This window comes from Chitinophaga sp. SYP-B3965 (genome assembly GCF_009647655.1).
Taxonomy (GTDB): Bacteria; Bacteroidota; Bacteroidia; order Chitinophagales; family Chitinophagaceae; genus Chitinophaga.
Genome location: NZ_WJFD01000001.1, coordinates 1,112,865 through 1,131,450, shown reverse-complemented (window position 1 = coordinate 1,131,450; position 18,586 = coordinate 1,112,865). Strand labels below are relative to the sequence as shown.

19 protein-coding genes are annotated in these 18,586 nt (G+C 45.1%); 8 read left to right on the top strand and 11 right to left on the bottom strand.

Annotated features, from left to right (window positions below):
* The first annotated feature begins 42 nt into the window (after positions 1-42).
* Positions 43-1,740, top strand: coding sequence for a GMC oxidoreductase (locus GFS24_RS04425; protein WP_153658354.1), 1,698 nt, complete (start codon positions 43-45; stop codon positions 1,738-1,740).
* A gap of 268 nt (positions 1,741-2,008) precedes the next feature.
* Here GFS24_RS04425 and GFS24_RS04420 read toward each other — a convergent pair whose 3' ends face one another.
* The 6 genes from GFS24_RS04420 to GFS24_RS04395 form a co-directional block, all read right to left on the bottom strand.
* A complete protein-coding gene (locus GFS24_RS04420; protein ID WP_153658352.1) occupies positions 2,009-2,149 on the bottom strand; it encodes a hypothetical protein in 141 nt (46 codons plus the stop codon).
* A 41-nt stretch (positions 2,150-2,190) separates the two neighbouring features.
* Positions 2,191-2,331 carry a hypothetical protein gene (locus GFS24_RS04415; protein WP_153658353.1) on the bottom strand — a complete coding sequence of 47 codons (141 nt, stop codon included), beginning with the start codon at positions 2,329-2,331 and terminating at the stop codon, positions 2,191-2,193.
* Between the two features lie 41 nt (positions 2,332-2,372).
* The gene (locus GFS24_RS04410; RefSeq protein ID WP_153658352.1) at positions 2,373-2,513 is read right to left on the bottom strand and encodes a hypothetical protein; all 141 of its coding nucleotides are present in this window, start codon (positions 2,511-2,513) and stop codon (positions 2,373-2,375) included.
* A gap of 76 nt (positions 2,514-2,589) precedes the next feature.
* Positions 2,590-3,843 carry a methionine adenosyltransferase gene (gene metK, locus GFS24_RS04405; RefSeq protein ID WP_153658351.1) on the bottom strand — a complete coding sequence of 418 codons (1,254 nt, stop codon included), beginning with the start codon at positions 3,841-3,843 and terminating at the stop codon, positions 2,590-2,592.
* Between the two features lie 20 nt (positions 3,844-3,863).
* Complete coding sequence (locus GFS24_RS04400; RefSeq protein ID WP_153658350.1) at positions 3,864-5,231, bottom strand: DUF4270 family protein; 1,368 nt, start codon at positions 5,229-5,231, stop codon at positions 3,864-3,866.
* Positions 5,232-5,364: 133 nt separating this feature from the next.
* Entirely contained in the window at positions 5,365-6,186 is an 822-nt protein-coding gene (locus GFS24_RS04395) for a glycogen/starch synthase (protein WP_153658349.1), read from the bottom strand.
* A gap of 110 nt (positions 6,187-6,296) precedes the next feature.
* On the opposite strand from GFS24_RS04395, the gene panC reads away from it, so the two are divergent.
* The 7 genes from panC (at position 6,297) to GFS24_RS04360 (ending at position 13,697) form a co-directional block, all read left to right on the top strand.
* Positions 6,297-7,142 (top strand): pantoate--beta-alanine ligase, encoded by an 846-nt coding sequence (gene panC, locus GFS24_RS04390; protein ID WP_153658348.1) that lies wholly within the window; start codon positions 6,297-6,299, stop codon positions 7,140-7,142.
* A gap of 74 nt (positions 7,143-7,216) precedes the next feature.
* Positions 7,217-7,561, top strand: a complete 345-nt coding sequence (panD, locus tag GFS24_RS04385; RefSeq protein ID WP_153658347.1) for an aspartate 1-decarboxylase — start codon at positions 7,217-7,219, stop codon at positions 7,559-7,561.
* Between the two features lie 12 nt (positions 7,562-7,573).
* Positions 7,574-8,572 (top strand): lysylphosphatidylglycerol synthase transmembrane domain-containing protein, encoded by a 999-nt coding sequence (locus tag GFS24_RS04380; RefSeq protein ID WP_153658346.1) that lies wholly within the window; start codon positions 7,574-7,576, stop codon positions 8,570-8,572.
* Between the two features lie 72 nt (positions 8,573-8,644).
* Positions 8,645-10,789, top strand: a complete 2,145-nt coding sequence (gene ppk1 / locus GFS24_RS04375) for a polyphosphate kinase 1 (protein ID WP_253906394.1) — start codon at positions 8,645-8,647, stop codon at positions 10,787-10,789.
* A 34-nt stretch (positions 10,790-10,823) separates the two neighbouring features.
* The gene (locus GFS24_RS04370; RefSeq protein ID WP_153658345.1) at positions 10,824-11,717 is read left to right on the top strand and encodes an exopolyphosphatase; all 894 of its coding nucleotides are present in this window, start codon (positions 10,824-10,826) and stop codon (positions 11,715-11,717) included.
* A gap of 76 nt (positions 11,718-11,793) precedes the next feature.
* Positions 11,794-12,612: a 3-methyl-2-oxobutanoate hydroxymethyltransferase gene (panB, locus tag GFS24_RS04365; protein WP_153658344.1), complete on the top strand. Its 819-nt coding sequence runs from the start codon at positions 11,794-11,796 to the stop codon at positions 12,610-12,612.
* 191 nt (positions 12,613-12,803) lie between these two features.
* A complete protein-coding gene (locus tag GFS24_RS04360) occupies positions 12,804-13,697 on the top strand; it encodes a DUF1338 domain-containing protein (RefSeq protein WP_153658343.1) in 894 nt (297 codons plus the stop codon).
* Between the two features lie 312 nt (positions 13,698-14,009).
* On the opposite strand, the gene GFS24_RS29145 is transcribed toward GFS24_RS04360, so the two are convergent.
* The 5 genes from GFS24_RS29145 to GFS24_RS04335 form a co-directional block, all read right to left on the bottom strand.
* On the bottom strand, positions 14,010-14,660 hold the full coding sequence (locus GFS24_RS29145; protein ID WP_153658342.1) for an acyltransferase: 651 nt from the start codon (positions 14,658-14,660) through the stop codon (positions 14,010-14,012).
* A 41-nt stretch (positions 14,661-14,701) separates the two neighbouring features.
* Positions 14,702-15,145 (bottom strand): hypothetical protein, encoded by a 444-nt coding sequence (locus GFS24_RS04350; protein WP_153658341.1) that lies wholly within the window; start codon positions 15,143-15,145, stop codon positions 14,702-14,704.
* A gap of 110 nt (positions 15,146-15,255) precedes the next feature.
* Complete coding sequence (locus GFS24_RS04345) at positions 15,256-16,185, bottom strand: pentapeptide repeat-containing protein (protein WP_153658340.1); 930 nt, start codon at positions 16,183-16,185, stop codon at positions 15,256-15,258.
* Positions 16,186-16,272: 87 nt separating this feature from the next.
* Positions 16,273-17,877: an IPT/TIG domain-containing protein gene (locus tag GFS24_RS04340; RefSeq protein WP_173002967.1), complete on the bottom strand. Its 1,605-nt coding sequence runs from the start codon at positions 17,875-17,877 to the stop codon at positions 16,273-16,275.
* Positions 17,878-17,887: 10 nt separating this feature from the next.
* A complete protein-coding gene (locus GFS24_RS04335; RefSeq protein WP_173002966.1) occupies positions 17,888-18,580 on the bottom strand; it encodes a fasciclin domain-containing protein in 693 nt (230 codons plus the stop codon).
* Positions 18,581-18,586 lie beyond the last annotated feature (6 nt).

Here is an 18,586-nt window from a genome sequence, read left to right as displayed (position 1 = left end):
CGGTAGCAATACCGGGCTTTTTATTTTTCACTAACTTGGGGTATGCATCTGAATATTAAAGCAACAGCACAGCAAACTTATGATGCCATTGTGATCGGGTCCGGGATCAGTGGAGGCTGGGCCGCAAAGGAACTTTGTGAGAAAGGATTAAAGGTATTGCTGCTGGAAAGAGGGCGGAATGTGGAACATGTAAAAGATTACACCACTGCCACCCTCAACCCCTGGGATTTTCCGCACCGCCTGGTGAATACGGAAAAGGACATGGAAGAAGATCCCATCCAGGGAAAAGCTTACGACGAAAGCAGCAAACATTTTTTTGTACGGGATAAAGAACACCCTTATATACAGGAGAAACCCTTCAGCTGGGTGCGTGGTTACCATGTAGGCGGCCGCTCCCTTACCTGGGGCCGGCAATGTTACCGCCTCAGCGACCTGGATTTTGAAGCAAATGCAAAAGACGGGCATGGTGTTGACTGGCCGATCCGTTACCGGGATATCGCTCCCTGGTATGATCACGTGGAAAGTTATGCCGGCATCAGCGGGCAGGCAGAAGGATTACCCCAGTTGCCGGACGGGCAGTTCCTCCCTCCCATGGAAATGAATTGTGTGGAAACACACCTGAAAGAGAAAGTGCGGGAAAAGTATAAGGACCGGCTGGTGACCATTGCCCGGGTAGCCAACCTCACCAAAGGATGGAACGGCAGAACCGCTTGCCAGTTCCGGAACCTCTGCCATCGCGGCTGTCCATTCGGCGGTTATTTTTCCAGTAATGCATCTACCCTTCCTGCTGCCATGGCCACGGGGAATTTAACCCTCCGCCCTTTCAGCACCGTGAGTGAGATCATCTATGATAAAGAAACAAAGAAAGCAAAAGGTGTGCGGGTGATAGATACGGAAACGAAGGAAACGATTGAATTCTTTGCCCGTATCATCTTCCTGAATGCTTCTACCATTGCCACTGCATCTATACTACTCCAATCTACCTCCGAAGCATTCCCGGAAGGCCTGGGCAATAATCACGACCTGGTAGGCCGCCACCTCATGGACCATCACTTCAAAGTTGGCGCCATGGGTGAATTCAAGGGCTACGAGGATCAGTATTACAAAGGAAGGCGCCCCACAGGTATTTATATTCCCCGCTTCCGTAACATCAATGATGCCACCCGCAGAGACGATTACATCCGTGGATTCGGTTACCAGGGTTATGCTGAACGGGAAGCCTGGAATGATGCTTATGCAGTGAACGGATATGGGGAAGATTTTAAGAATGAGATCACCAAACCCGGTAAATGGGTGATGTGGATGGCTGCATGGGGAGAAACATTACCTTATGCAGATAACCGGATCACGCTGGATGAAAGCCGGAAAGATTCCTGGGGTTTACCACTGGTGAAGATCAGTTTCGAGATCAAAGAAAATGAGAAGGCTATGCGCAAGGATATGCAGGGCAGCGCAGTGGAAATGCTGGAGAAAAGCGGCTTCCACAATATCTCCGGATTTGATTATGATTATATCGGCGGGGAATGTGTGCATGAAATGGGTACGGTTAGAATGGGCCTGGATCCCAAAACTTCTGTATTGAACAAATGGAACCAGGTACATGATGTACAGAACCTCTTTATTACAGACGGCAGCTGCATGACCTCTTCAGCTACCCAGAACCCTTCGCTCACCTATATGGCGCTTACTGCCAGGGCATGTGATCACGCGGTGGAAGAAATGAAAAAGCAAAACCTGTAAAAATAAATTCTCCTGGAGAACATCTAAACATAACCACCGCCAAAGGCGGTGGTTATGTTTTTTCAAATAAAAAAAGGTGCTGATCTCAAACATGACCGCCCCCAACGGCAGTGGTTATATCTTTCAAATAAAAAAAGGTGCTCGTCACAAACATGACCGCCGCCAACGGTGGTGGTTATATCTTTCAAATAAAAAAAGGTGCTCGTCACAAACATGACCATCGCCATTGGCGGTGGTTATATCTTTCAAATAAAAAAGGGTACTGATCTCAAACATGACCGCCGCCAACGGCGGTGGTTATATCTTTCAAATAAAAAAGGTGTTCGTCACAAACATGACCATCGCCATTGGTGGTGGTTTTATCTTTCAAATAAAAAAAGGTGCTCGTCACAAACATGACCATCGCCATTGGCGGTGGTTATATCTTTCAAATAAAAAAGGGTACTGATCTCAAACATGACCGCCGCCAACGGCGGTGGTTATATCTTTCAAATAAAAAAGGTGTTCGTCACAAACATGACCATCGCCATTGGCGGTGGTTTTATCTTTCAAATAAAAAAAGGTGCTCGTCACAAACATGACCATCGCCATTGGCGGTGGTTATATCTTTCAAATAAAAAAGGGTACTGATCTCAAACATGACCGCCGCCAACGGCGGTGGTTATATCTTTCAAATAAAAAAGGTGTTCGTCACAAACATGACCATCGCCATTGGTGGTGGTTTTATCTTTCAAATAAAAAAAGGTGCTCGTCACAAACATGACCATCGCCATTGGCGGTGGTTATATCTTTCAAATAAAAAAGGGTGCTGATCTTATGACCAGCACCCTTTTTCTTAACATTCGTTTATTATAAACCGAACGCCTGTTTTACTTTCTCTACATAATCCAGTTTCTCCCAGGTGAACAGTTCTACTTCTACTTTCTTTTCTGTTTTCTTACCTGCGTTGAAAGTTTTGGTAACAACCTTGCTTTCACGGCCCATGTGACCATATGCAGCAGTTTCTGCATAGATAGGGTTACGCAGTTTCAGGCGTTGCTCAATAGCATAAGGGCGGAGGTCAAAAACTTCTTCTACCTTACGGGCAATCTCACCATCATTCAGCTTCACTTTTGCAGTACCATAAGTATCTACAAATACGCCGCATGGCTTAGCAACACCGATCGCATAAGAAACCTGTACCAGTACTTCATCGCAAATACCGGCAGCTACCAGGTTCTTTGCAATGTGACGCGTTGCATAAGCTGCAGAGCGGTCAACTTTGGAAGGATCTTTACCAGAGAATGCACCACCACCGTGTGCACCTTTACCACCATAAGTATCTACGATGATCTTACGGCCGGTTAAGCCGGTATCGCCGTGTGGTCCGCCAATTACAAACTTACCGGTTGGGTTGATATGATAAGTGATCTTATCAGTGAACAGGCTTTGTAATTCCGGTTTCAGTTGTGCTTTAACACGTGGGATCAGGATGTTGATCATATCCTGCTTGATCTTGTCCAGCATTTGCTGATCCTGGTCAAAATCGTCGTGTTGGGTAGAAATTACGATCGTATCGATACGAACGGGTTTATTATCGTCAGAGTACTCGATCGTTACCTGAGATTTTGCATCAGGGCGGAGGTACTTGATATCTTTGTTTTCGCGACGGAGAGCAGCCAGTTCTATCAGCAGCTTGTGCGCCAGGTCCAATGCCAGTGGCATGTAGTTATCCGTTTCACGGGTAGCATAACCAAACATCATACCCTGATCGCCTGCACCTTGCTCTTCCGGACTTTGACGAACTACACCCTGGTTGATGTCAGGAGATTGTTCGTGAATAGCAGAAAGGATACCGCAGGAATTCGCTTCGAACATGTATTCGCTCTTAGTGTAGCCAATTTTACGGATCACTTCACGGGCAATGTCTTGTACATCCAGATACGCTTCAGATTTAACTTCACCAGCCAATACAACCTGACCGGTTGTAACCAGCGTTTCACACGCTACTTTAGAAGTAGTATCGTACGCGAGGAAGTTATCTATCAGGGCATCTGAGATCTGGTCGGCAACTTTGTCCGGGTGCCCTTCTGAAACGGATTCTGAGGTAAATAAGTAAGGCATAAAATTAAAAATTCTGAAGATTATAGTTGAGTGTAAATTATTCTTAGCTTGGCATTAATGGGCGGTGTACCGTTCCCTCCTCCTGTTTTCACTGACCGCATGTCTATCAAATGCCTGTTGGAAATGGGTTCTACCTTAAATACAGTATTATCTAATTTCTTGTCCATGATAAACTGCAAATGCCGCGCAATATTAAACTTATATTGAACAACTTCAATGCCCCCTATACTAGAAATGACGGTTCTATTACCACCGAAATTAGCGAGGTCAGGGCTTTGCGGGTTACCATAGTCAACGATATACCCAAGACTGTCGTGCGTGATATATCTCCAGAGCATCATCTGATCCGGCTCTGTAAAGATCTTCTCTTTACCGGCCAGGTTGGTGTTGATCTCCGTGAATACCAGTTCAGCTCTGTTGATGATGGCTTTGGGGAAGTTCTCCAGGCCCGGGATGGTGAGCTTGGTATAGATACCAGGGCCTTCCTGCAGGTACATGGCGGTATCGCCCAAAGGTTTGTTGGTGTTGATATATCGTCCTGCTTCAGCGTTATTATAATTACGGCCAAAGAAGTTAGCATGTGCACTCCAGTACTGCTGGAAAGGGAAATCTGCGATCAGTGAATCGTCTGTAGAGTTCTTGTAATAAACAGAGATGCGGGTATCGCCTTTGTTCACGTCTACGAAAAGCATGGTTTTGCTCACGTTGGTATCCGGCACAATAGCAATCCCCTTCAGGAAAGCAGAAAAGGTAGTATCGTCTTTAAAGGCCCCATCCGCACGTTGTTGCAGCAACAGGTTACCGAAGGCTGCACTCAGCGGAATACGCAGCACAGGAGGCTGTTTTACCCCGTAAATGGAGATAGAGTCCTTGGGATATACCGGGAAAGCGGTCACATTCGCCAGTAATTCACCGGGGTCGTAACTTAAAGGTCTTGTATAGCTATAAAGAGAATCGTGTTTGAAACCCGGCTCATTCATCCGGTACACTTTCAGGTTCATGCCCTGGTTCTCACCATACCAAAGTGTATCACATCCTATATATAATACTACGGAGTCCAGCGTTTGACCGGTTCCTGCAAAGGAGAATTCTCCTTTGGGAAGCCCCACTTGTGTGTACAGGAATCCATATGATTTACCAAAGGTAGGGTCGTCTGTAATGCTGCCAAGCGTTGCACCATAGTTTGTATAGCCAGTCCAGATGCTGGAATCTGCTTCCGCCACATTCAGCGTGATCAGGTTATTGATCGTTGTATCTTTTACGGTTACTTTATCCGAGCCTGGAATAAGGTCCTTACCCAGGATGGTGGATTCGTTACAACCGGTAAATGCGTATAACGCTGTTAAAAAAGCAGCACTAAAGCCAAGGTTCCTGAAATTGATCTTCACGTAATTTAATTTGACGTTTTTGTTGATTCTTTGGAAGAACTTCTAAAAAGAGAAAAAATTAAAAGTAAAAAGTAAAAAGCAGGAACAGTAATGCTTGTTCAAGTTTTAACTTTTCATTTTAATCCTCCCGCCTTTACTTTGTACCTAATAATTGATGATAAAGCTGCAGATAATCTGCCAGGTCTTCATTGTCCTTTCTATAAGGTACTACGATCTTACCCTTTTCGGCTTTCAGTTCGTCCAACAACTTTTTGTCCGCCTTATCACTGGCTACTACCACCGCATCGGCATATTTACAGGCTCCTTTATTAAGGGCAGCATTGGTTCCTTCTTTATATAATTCCAGATCTTTTTCCTTGATCTGGTTACTGATGATCGCTTTTTTCAGGAAAGTGGCGCCTAATTTTTCCTTAAATGTATTAGGGTCCAAAGAGTAAACCGTTTTTGAATGAGCGAAAACGGGTTCCTTTTTATACGCTGTTTTTAAATAAACGGGGATCAGAGAGGTCATCCAGCCACTGCAATGAATAATGTCAGGAGGCCATCCAAATTTCTTGACCGTTTCTAACGCACCTTTGCAGAAGAATACTTCACGGGCTGCATTGTCCTCGTAAAATTTTCCTTCCTCGTCGTTAAATACTGCTTTACGTTTGAAATAATCTTCATTGTCCAGGAAATAAACCTGCAACCTGGCATTGGGTAAGGAAGCAACCTTAATGATCAACGGATAATCATCCCCGTCGATCACAATATTGATCCCTGAAAGCCGTACCACTTCGTGCAATCTATGCCTGCGTTCATTAATACTTCCAAACCTCGGCATGATCACCCTCACTTCCAGACCGGCCTCATTTGATTTAATCGCCATCTTATTGACCATCTCCGCATAATCACTCAATTCAAGATAAGGCGACATCTCCTGGGCAATAAAAAGAATTCGTTTCTTTGTGGACATTTAATGCTGATTAATAATGCAGTTATTTTTAATTTGGCTTGCAAAACTACTAAATTTTTAGGTAAAAATGGCCATATTGTCACTTTTAACATCCTTTTAAGCAAAGGTTTATGTATCTATTCAAACAGGTTGCCGATCTGAAAGAGGCGCTGGAACACGAAAAAAAGGCAGGAAAACGGATTGGTTTCGTACCCACCATGGGGGCACTGCACGAAGGTCACCTTTCCCTTATCAGGGACGCTAAAGCATTGACAGACATAGTAGTTTGCAGTATTTTTGTAAATCCTACACAATTTAATGATCCCAAGGATTTTGAGAAATATCCCATCACGATCAAGGAAGATATCCTGAAATTAAACAGCGTTGATACAGATATTCTATTTATACCATCCGTTGCAGAAATGTACCCGGAAGGTGTGAACGGCATGCACCTCCATTACGATTTTGGCTACCTCGAAACCGTATTAGAAGGCGCTTTTCGCCAAAATCACTTCCAGGGGGTAGGAATTGTGGTGCATAAACTGCTGGATATCGTTCAACCACACGATTTATTCATGGGACAGAAAGATTTTCAGCAATGCATGATTATCAAGCGTTTACTGAAAATAACCGGAATTCCGTCTAAATTACACATTTCCCCTACCCTGCGGGAAAACGATGGTTTGGCCATGAGCAGCCGGAATATGCGCTTAAACCAGACAGAAAGGCAAACCGCCACGCAAATTAGCCGCACCTTAACCTGGATGAAGGAAAACATCAGGCAAATGCCTTTCCCTGTTTTAAAGGAAAATGCAGGTAAGCAATTACAAGATGCTGGCTTTCAGCTGGATTATATAGAAATTGCGGATGCAGCTAACCTGCAGTTATTGGATAAAACCATTGAAAAAGAGATGGTGATGCTGGTGGCTGCCAAATTGGGAGAGATCCGGTTAATTGACAACATGATCGTGTCATAACAAAATCATAAAAGCACCCTCCCTGCCTTCCAATTATATAAAATTCCTCTACCTTTGCGGACTACACAAGAAATATGTTGATCGAAATTCTGAAATCAAAGATTCACAGGGCGGTAATTACGGAAGCCAATCTGAACTACGTAGGCAGTATCACTATAGATGAAGATCTGATGGATGCGGCCAACCTGATACTTAACGAAAAAGTGCAGGTAGTGAACGTAAACAACGGCGAACGCCTGGAAACGTATGTCATTAAAGGCAAACGCGGGTCAGGTGTGATATGCATGAACGGCCCGGCAGCACGCCTTGTAGCCGTAGGTGATATAGTGATCATTATATCATACGCCACCATGGATTTCGAAGAAGCAAAAAAATTCACTCCAGTAGCCGTTTTCCCGAAGGAAGGCAATAAACTCTAAGAGAGGTTCCTTATGGCCATGCCCAAAGCGCTTAAAAATGTATTGAAATTCCTTGTTTTTTTAAGCATTGGCCTGCTCATGATCTGGCTTGCCCTAAAGGACATGACACCCAAGGATTACCAGGATGTGAAAACCGCTTTCCTAAGCGGTAATTACTGGCTGATCGTCCCTGCTTTCATCATCGGCATCGGCAGCCATCTCTCCCGCGCACTCCGCTGGAGGATCCTCATAGAAACACAAGGGTACAAACCCGGTGTGCTCAATACCTTTTTTGCCGTAATGGTAGGTTACCTCGTGAACATGGGCGTACCCCGCCTTGGCGAAATTGCCCGTTGCGGCGTATTGGCCAATTACGAAAAGATCCCGGCAGATAAGCTCATCGGCACCATGATCGCCGAAAGGGCGCTGGACCTTTGTTGCCTTTTACTGGTATTCCTCATTTGCTTCCTCTTACAGATAGATATTGTACTGGCCTTCCTGGATGCCGAAGTATTTCCCAAACTGGCTAAAACGAACGGTTCCCAGCTCCTTATTATATTAGTGATCGCACTCGCTGTGATCGGTATCCTTATCTTCCTGTTCAAACGTTTTGCAGCTTCCAAAGCCGCCATCAAATTACGCGCTTTAATGAAGGGCGTGCTGGCGGGCATCCTTTCCATTGGCAAAATGGATAAAAAGAAACTGGGCTGGTTTATTATTCATACAGTATGCATCTGGGCGCAGTACCTGGCTATGCTGTATGTAGGTTTCCTTTGCCTCCCGGCCACGAGGGAACTGGGTTTCACCGCAGCACTCACTGTACTCGCCTTAGGCAGTATAGCCATGATCGTTAGCCCCGGTGGCATCGGTGTATATCCCTACCTCGTACAGAAAACACTCCTGTTATATAATATATCACTCCCCATCGGCTGGGCTTTCGGCTGGATCATCTGGGGCGCGCAAACCCTTCTCATCTGCCTGCTGGGATTAATGTCTTTCATCTGGCTGCCTATTCACAACAAAAAAGCGTAACTTAATAATAAGTTAACACCGGCTATACAATCTGGCGATCAGTTTTTTATAGCTTCCGTAAAACATGTGAATATGAGTATGGACTCGAATGCTGCTCCTGTGCCGGTGAAAGAAAAAAAGATACCGGTGAAAAAAGTGACCAAATTAAAGACCGTTTCCAAGAAGATCAAGACCATTGTAAGGGATATCAGCTGGCTTTCATTTAATGCCCGTGTATTACAGGAAGCAGCAGACACCTCCGTTCCGCTATTAGAAAGGATCCGCTTCCTCGGTATCTTCTCCAATAACCTGGATGAATTTTTCCGTGTAAGGGTAGCCACCTTAAAAAGAATGGGCGCAGTGGGCAAAGCCAAAATGCACCTGGAAGAAAATCCTGACCAGATCCTGGAAGAGATCCAGCGTACCGTACTCAGCCAGCAGCAGGAGTTTAACCGCATCTGGAAAGAAATTGAAGACGCCCTTAAAGAAGAAAAGATCTTTCTTCATACAGAAAAACAACTCAACAGGGAACAACAGAAATATGTGCAGGACTACTTCAATGAAGAAGTGCGCACAAACATCATTCCCCTCATGATAGAAAGTATCCCGCACATGCCTTACCTGCGGGATAAATCCATCTACCTGGCCATTGTACTGGCCAAACAGGATAATTCCATCCGCCAGAAGTTTGCCCTCATTGAGATTCCGGCTTCTGTGCTGCCCCGCTTCCTGATCCTGCCTTCCAAAGAAGGTGAACATGATATTATGCTGCTGGAGGATGTGATCCGTTACAACCTGCCGCATATCTTTTCCTATTTCGGTTATGATAAATTCTCGTCCTATATCATCAAAGTAACGAGGGACGCGGAGCTGGACATAGACAACGATATTGCCACCAGCATCATTCACCAGATAGAAAAAGGGATCAAAGCCCGCAGGAAAGGTAAACCGGTAAGGTTCATCTACGATCAGCAGATAGACCCTCTCCTTCTGGAATACCTGATGCGCCGGCTGGGCCTTTCCAAGAAAGACAATCTCATTCCCGGTGGCAGGATACATAACTTCAAGGACTTTATGGATTTCCCCGCAAAAGTATTCACGCGGGAACGCATCCACCGTAAAACCTTCATCCATCCGCTGTTCCAAAATGCACCCAGCGTAATGCAGGTAATAGCACAAAGCGATGTGATGCTGCACTTCCCCTATCATTCTTTTGATACGATCATTGACCTGTTGCGGGAAGCAGCCATGGACCCGAACGTTACCACCATTAAAATAACCGCTTACCGCTTGGCGAAGAACAGCAAGATCGTGAATGCACTGATCAATGCCGTACGCAATGGCAAACAAGTATCCGTGGTGCTGGAACTCCGCGCCAGGTTTGACGAAGAAGCCAACCTGAAATGGAAGGAACGGCTGGAAGAAGAAGGCGTGAAAGTATTATTTGGCGTACCGGGCATGAAGGTACACGCCAAATTATGTGTGATCAAAAAACGCATTGGCAATACAACTGTACAATATGGTTTTGTAAGCACCGGCAACCTCAATGAAAGGACCGCCAAAGTATATGGCGATCATTGCCTGCTCACCACCAACCGCAGCGTGATGGCAGACATCAACCGCATCTTCAGCTTCCTGGAAAACAGGAGCCATGATGAAAAGATCCTGCATGCCTGCAAAACACTGGTGGTAAGCCCGCATAATATGCGGAAGTTCTTTATACGCATGATAGAACGCGAGATCCGTAATGCACAGCGAAAAAAGAAAGCGTCCATCATCCTGAAAATGAATTCACTTTCAGACGAAGAGCTTATCTCAAAATTATACGATGCCGCTAAAGCAGGCGTGAGTGTAAAGCTCATCATACGGGGCATCTGCTGCGCATTTACAGAGAATAAAAAATGGAAGAAAGATATAGAAGCCATCAGCATCGTAGATGAATACCTGGAACACGCCAGGGTATTTATTTTCCACAACAACGGCCATGAGAAGGTGTTCATTGCCTCATCCGACTGGATGGTGCGTAACCTGGATCACCGCGTGGAAGCTGCAGTGAGCATAGAAAACCCTAACATTAAAAAAGAATTAATAGAGATCCTGAACATCCAGCTAAACGGCAATGTAAAGGTGCGCGTACTGGACAATGAGCAGCAAAATGCCTACAGGCATACCGCCGGCAAGAAGTTGCGGGCACAGGTGGAAATATTCAAATACCTCCACGAAAAAACATACCTTTGACGCATTCCACAAAACAAAGAAAGGGATGTAGCACATGAAGCTGGCAGCTATAGACATCGGTTCCAACGCCGCGCGTTTGTTAATATCAGAAGCATCTCCCAAAGCTAACGGAGAGATGGATTTCACCAAAGTGAACCTGGTGCGTGTGCCGCTGCGTTTAGGCATAGACGTTTTTGCTACGGGCACTATCTCTCAAAAGCGGGCAGACAGCCTCGTGAACACCATCAAAGCCTACAAACTACTGCTGGACGTATACGAAGTAAAATACCTGAAAGCAGCCGCCACCTCCGCTATGCGGGATGCCACCAACGGCCTGCAGATCCTTGAAAGAGTAAAACAGGAAACAGGCATGGACATCCGCGCGATCACGGGCCAGGAAGAAGCTTCTTATATTTACGAGAACCATGTGGCAGAGAACCTGGATAAGACCAAAAGCTATCTTTATATAGATGTAGGCGGTGGTAGTACGGAACTAACACTCTTCAGCGGCAACCGCCTTGTGTTCAAAGAATCCTTCAACATAGGCACCATCCGCCTGATGCAGAACAAAGTAACAGAACAGCATTGGCAGCAGATGAAGGATTTTCTGAAAGGCCAGCTGCGCGGCAATAACCAGGTGATAGCCATCGGTTCCGGCGGTAACATCAACAAAATATTCTCGCTGTCTAAACGAAAAGAAGGCAAACCGCTTTCTTTAGACTTACTGAAAGACTATTACAAGGAATTTTCCAGTTTCTCCGTGGAAGAACGCATCCACCTCTACAACCTCCGGGAAGATCGTGCAGACGTGATCGTACCTGCTTTGCAGATCTATGTGAACGTAATGCGGTGGACGGATATCATGGAGATCTTCGTACCCAAGATCGGTTTGGCGGATGGCCTTATACGCTCGCTTTACAATGAGATCCACCAGCTAAAGGTGCAATAAGCTCCCGCTCTTCAAAAAATTGTTTACAATTCCGATTTATATTGCAAACTTTGTGGATTCTAATACATTATAGCTAATGTCCGCAGCAAGTAAAGAGATCAAACGCATCACCACACACATCCTGCAGAAAATGAAAACAGACGGCGAGCGAATTTCCATGCTCACCGCCTATGATTTTTCTATGGCACGCGTGCTGGATGATGCAGGAATAGACATATTACTGGTAGGTGATTCTGCCTCCAATGTAATGGCAGGTCATGAAACCACACTGCCCATCACGCTGGATCAGATGATCTATCATGCCGCTTCCGTAGTAAGGGCCATCAGCCGCAGTTTTGTGGTGGTAGACCTTCCTTTCGGATCTTACCAGGGCAACTCTAAAGAAGCCCTGATCTCTACCATCCGCATCATGAAAGAAACCGGTGCGCATGGCGTGAAGATCGAAGGCGGAGAAGAAGTGATAGAATCCGTGAAAAGGATCATCAGCTCCGGTGTTCCCGTAATGGGCCACCTGGGTTTAACGCCACAGTCCATCTACAAATTTGGCACCTACGCCGTACGCGCCACAGAAGATGTGGAAGCGCAAAAACTGCTGAAAGATGCCAAACTGCTGCAGGAAGCAGGTGCATTTGCCCTTGTGCTGGAAAAGATCCCTGCCATGCTGGCCAAACAGGTAGCAGAAGAACTGACCATTCCCGTGATCGGCATCGGCGCCGGGAAATATGTGGATGGCCAGGTGTTGGTGATGCACGACATGCTGGGCATCAACAAAGAGTTCAAGCCCCGTTTCTTACGCCGCTACCTGAACCTCTACGACGATATCTTCAAAGCCACCCAGCAATATATCCACGATATCAAAAGCCGGGATTTCCCCAGCGACCAGGAACAATACTAATAAGGGCGTAAAACAGGGGTTTTTAAGGTTAAAAACTCCTGTTTTCGTCTTATATTCGTTCCCGTGAACACATTGTTGAACATACAACTTTCCCTCCTCTCCTTCCTGCGCAGCACCTGCTCGCACGTGCCTTGAATGCCTGCCCTTACCCCGGCCGGACCATCTTCAATCGTTAACTTTAATCTTACAACATGACAACACTGGAAACAGTCTTGAATGGCCTTATGAGTCGTTATAAGGAGCGCGTACCCGACGTTGGCGCTATTATCAACGCCATGGTAAAAGAAGGCGTTATAACCCAGGCAAATGACATTGAGAATGATCATATTGCCTTCCGCACCCTGGGTGTGGAACATTTAGGCATCCAATCCCTCGAAAAGATCTTCCTGCATTACGGTTATACCAAAAAGGAATACTATAATTTCCCTGAAAAGAAGCTGGATGCTTACTGGTATGCCCCGCCTTCAGAACAATATCCCCGCATCTTCATCTCTGAACTAAGGGTAAAAGAACTGAGCCCCAAAGCACAGGAGATCATCAAAAGCTACACCAGCGAAGTAAAACAGGACCCGGTGAGCAACCTGGACCTCGATAACGGCGCCGCCGTGGATACTTTCCTGCATAGTGCCCTCTGGCATACGCCTACCCTCCAGGATTATAAAACCCTGGCTGCTGAAAGCGAATATGCCGCCTGGGTGATCTATAACCGTTATTACCTGAACCACTTCACCGTGAGCGTACATAACCTCAAAGCAGGTTATAATACGGTGGCGGACTTTAATATATTCTTAGAACGCAATGGCTTCCACCTGAATGATTCCGGCGGTAAGATCAAAACCAGCCCGGATAACGGTTTGCTGCAAAGCTCCACCGTAGCCCGCATGATAGAAGCCACTTTTGCAAATGACGAGAAACATGCCATAGCCGGTTCTTACGTAGAGTTTGCGGAAAGAAGGGTATTGCCCCAATTTGCCCATCTCCCTCCTTCGGAGATCAAACGTTTGCATCGCAGAGAAGGTTTTGAAGCGAACAATGCCGATAAGATCTTTGAAAGTACTTACTCCACGCAGACGGGGAAAGTGTAAGGCGAAATTACGAGCCAGAACTACCTGATATAAATGAACCCGCCGTTTTTGCCGGATTATGCCGAAAAAAGGTTTTCCCTGATGCGGCATAGTGTATGCGGAGTGTATTGTGAGTGTATCAGGAGTGTATGCTGAGTGTATTGGAAGTGTATGGGAAGTGTATGGGGAATGTATGGGGAATGTATGGGGAATGTATAAGGAGTACGACATATATACGACTCCTAAGTATGCAAGAAGTATCCGGGAAGTATGCGAGAAGTATAGATAGTTTATTAAAGCCTGCCGGTGATTTCCTCAGCAGGCTTTTTTAATTTACAGATGTTCATCCCACTCCCACTTCACTTCTCTCTTAACTACTTTTGCCGGGTTTCCTGCAATCAAAGTATTTTCTTCGGTAAAGACGCCCCGTACAACTGAATTTGCCGCTATAACAGTACCGTTGGGTATAACAGTCCCCTTGTAGATATTTACATTTGCACCGATCCATACGTTATTACCGATCTTTATCCCATTCCCACTGGTCTTCTTCCCGGGATAGGTGATCTCATGAAAATCCGAATCCAGCAATTGGCAATTCCAGGAAATAGCGCACTGATCCCCGATCTCCAGGTGATGCATGATAATGATCAACGCAAAGGGATTGATAAAGCCATTTTCTCCTATCGTAACAGTAGCGTCTGTTCCAACATCCAGCCTGGAGCCTCTGCCAATGGAATATTTGCCTTTGATCTTCAGGCGTCCGTTGATGTTTAAGAGGGTTACATCACTCCTGTGCGTGAAGCCTACATACTCAAAGCCAATGCTTAAGAGGCCACCGGTTTCGATATTATCCAAACCTTTTATACTTACCCGCTGGTGGGCCAGGATGTTCTTTTTACGGAGTTTGTAATAGAAAAATCTGATGATGAGAAGGATGAACGATGTACCCGTTCTTCTGCACTTGTTAAATAGTTTGGTTATCATAGCGAAACTAAGATAGCAAATATTATACCGTCTGCCACTACTTATACCTGGCTGATACTCAATACTTCTACTTCACAGTTAGGGATATTCCCATCCTTATTTATTCTTTCATAAGCATTTACAGACACCATCAGGCAATTCTCTTCATCGATGAAGAAATCATCTCCTGCCTGCCCGGTAATATAGAGCCATTTAAAAGCCGGAACTTTCTTGTTCCCGTTGAGATCATAAAAAAGCGGAGAGAACTCAATTTCCACATCCTTTATAACGTATCCCTTTAAGGACATACCTTCCAGCTTATTCAACAATCTTTCTGTTATAAGGAAACAAGGAAAACATTCAATCAGATCATCTCCCAACCAATCATCAAAAATGAACTGAAAGCTGTCGATCCGTGGTGGATGGACGTTGTTATCTAATATAGTCTTACTACCCAATTGACCAGGGGTATCTGGTTTTAGTCTGCGATACGAGCTGCTTAGCATCTTTTACTCTAGTTAGGTTTATACTGCTTGGTTGCTTTGGGGCTAAGGCAAGGATCGATTTAGAACATTCAAGGGTTTAAATTTATTAAAAATATGCCAAGGAAACGCAATTATTTTTCCCTGTTGCTGAACTCATTTAAAAGATTAATAATCCTCAATGCGATACTTATTCCATATTCTCCTTCCAGGTCCTCTATATTAATAATGTACCAATCCTGGGTTTCAGCATGAAGTGAATAAACGATTGAAAAATTCTCAATTCCCGCTCTCTCTTTAGCATCCAACTCACCAATATCTAATACCATGTATTCCAGCCTCTTTTTCCAATTATTATATTTATGATATTTACCATTGTTATTGATAATAACTGAAGACAGATCACAATTATTACTAAAAGTCGTATAAATCAGCTCCGCTTTTTCAAATGAGACATTCTTCATTTCATTCATCTTTGGCCAACCAAAATATTCACAATTGGATTTTAAGGGGAAAGTACCTCTAAACCATATATCACTAAGCTCCCCTTCAAAAACACAATCTTCAAAAGACGATGCATTAAAATCCAGATCCCTCATCTTACAATTTTTAAATTCCGATCTTGTATATTCAGCTCTGATAAATATTGCTTTTGAAAAATTACATTTCTCAAAAATGCAGTTACCGAATACAGAACCTTTAGCACCAATTGTGGCATAATTGAACTTGCAATCATAAAAAACACACCCTTCAAACAGGTTCCCATGATCTGAAAAATCAGAAAAATCAACTTTAAAGAAGTGGCAATTATTAAACTTTGTTTTTTCAATCCATGAATCTGAAAAGGTTGAAAAAGAAAGATCAGCATTTTCAAATACACATTTCTTAATTTCCTTCCCACCTGTATTGATCCCTCTAAGATCTGTTTTCCCTTCAATTAACTCAAAGGGTGAAATTTCAGGCAACAGTTTACCACCCTTTCTAAATAACCGCATAATTTTTTCACCGGCCGATTTCGCGCCAGGCTCAATTTCCCACCTCTTAGTTAAATCTATTTTTTTCATTTTGAACTTTTTACCACAAAAACAAAAGAGGGTGAAAATAAAGCAAGTATCTCACTTTATTTCACCCTCTTAGTGTGATTATTATCGTTACTGGTAAGTAAACCTCACAATCCTGTTAGCCTGCCGGTAATCAAACTGAGAGAACGAGCCGATCATCAGCAAAGCATTCTGCCCGGTCATAGGCAACACTTTCCATACCTGCCCTAAAGGAGCATTTCCGGCAAAAGTAACCCCTCCGTTAGTGTTGTACGTTTTATGCACAGCACCAGTTGGTGTGAGTACCACAAAATTGCTGCGTGTAACACCTCCAAATTTGCGGAAGCTGCCAGCCACAATGATGTTGCCGCCAGGTATCAGGCCCAGCCTGTTTACATATCCGTCAGCACCTTCTCCCGCATTAAAGGTAGCATCCATAGAACCATCTGCATTCAGCCGCACAATACCACCCGTATTTACGCCACTGAACTTCTTAAAGTTACCGGCGCAAATGATCTTACCATCCGGTTGTACAGCAAAGTCACTAATGGCCTGATCCGGTCCTGCACCGGGGTTAAAGCTCACATCCAGCGAGCCATCTGTATTCAGGCGGGCAATACGGCCAATGCTCTGACCTCCGTAAGTAGTGAAGTTGCCTGCAATCAGCATTTTATCATCCGCCAGCATATAATAGCTGCTGATGCTGCCGTTCACTGTTACTTTGCCCTGGTGATTCACCAGGTCATAATGATAAGAGGAATCCAGTGTACCATCCGGGTGCAGGCGCGCAATATTCTGCACCATGGTAGAATCCAGGTGCAGGGAGTCCACACCCGACTCTACGGTGGTAAGATTATAATTGGGCCGCACGTAATACCTGAAACCGCCGATGGCAATTATCTTTTTGTCGCTTTGTACAAAGAGGCCTGCTACAGTGCCACGGAAGCCACCTTCCAGGGCGGACGCGGGCGTAACAGCACCGGATGGGCGGCTTACAGAGCGCTGGCTTACACCGCCATTGGCATTCACTTTTGCAATACTGTATACATTGCTTACCTGGTCATAACCTGAAAAGTTTCCGCCTACCAGGTATTGCAGCTCATCAGCCATGTACACCATGGGATAAATGGGGCCAGAGGGACCGGTGTTGGTACCATAGGCGTAAGTACGATCCAGCGTACCATCCGCATTAATACGGGCAAACCGGTTTACACCCCCTGCGATGGCGGAATTGTCGTATTCAGAAAATTCGCCGCCTATCATGTACTTGTTACCCGGTACAGGAATAACATTGAAAATACCGCCATTACCGCCTCTTACGCTGGGGAAAATGGTATCCATCTGGAACGGACCGAAAACAGGGAAATAAGGCCCAAAATAGAACTCCTGCCCTATCTGTGCACTCACTGAACCACTGCTGCCCAGCTCCGGCACCGTTACCGTGATGGTAGAGTCCGTTACTTTTATAATAGGCGCTGCAGTACCGTTAAACAATACTTTCAGATTGTCTTTCACCGCCAGGAAACCTTTTCCTTTCAGTACCACCTCATCACCCACTTTTCCTTTGGCCGGTATAATGGCCGATTCTTCTGCAAAATTGATGGCAGGCAACACAGGGTCGCCATAAGGGCCCTGCGCATTGCTGTTCACCGTTTCTTTGGTGCAGGCCGCCAGTAAGGATCCCAGCAGTATGCATACATATATTGTTCTTTTCATCATTTGCATTTTACTTTAAGTAATCACTCGCAATACGGGTAAACTCACCCCGGCGGAAACCGAAACTGTGGTTGATGCTAAGCGCATGTACCACACCGTTCTTCGGCTGAATGTCTGAAGACACTACTTTTACCCTGGGGTTATTCCTGAAATTGGTGGGATCGAAGGTGACGTCCGTTACCATCAGGATGCGCGGGCCCACACCTTCTACACCGTTATAGCTGGTATAATCCAGGCCGATGTTGAGGATGTACCCGTCCAGCATAATGTAGTTGATACCGGGAAAGGCATTGATGTTGTCCGGGCTTACACGGGGGAAGGTACCTGCCGTGCGTTTGCCCTTGAGGATGTACATGCCCAGGAATTTGCGCCATACTTCTGCCCCGATGTCTGAGATCTTTACAGAATCTTTCATCGTAGCGTAACGATCTCCGTTCAGGTCATTCATGCAAACGCGTATCATCTCATCCGTAGGGGCAAAAAAGGTGATGGTATCTGATGTCATCATGTCTTTCAAACCAGCCAGGTCTACGATCTGTTTGATAGTATCGAAGTATAATTTCTTTTCTGAGAGGTAATCATATATGGTACCGTTATAGTGTGGATCTGCCTTCCCACCATCTACATAGTAATCCTTCTTGCAGGCTTGCGTAAGCAATACGAGTAAGGTGATCACAAGCGGCCATCGGAATATCTTTTTCATACAATG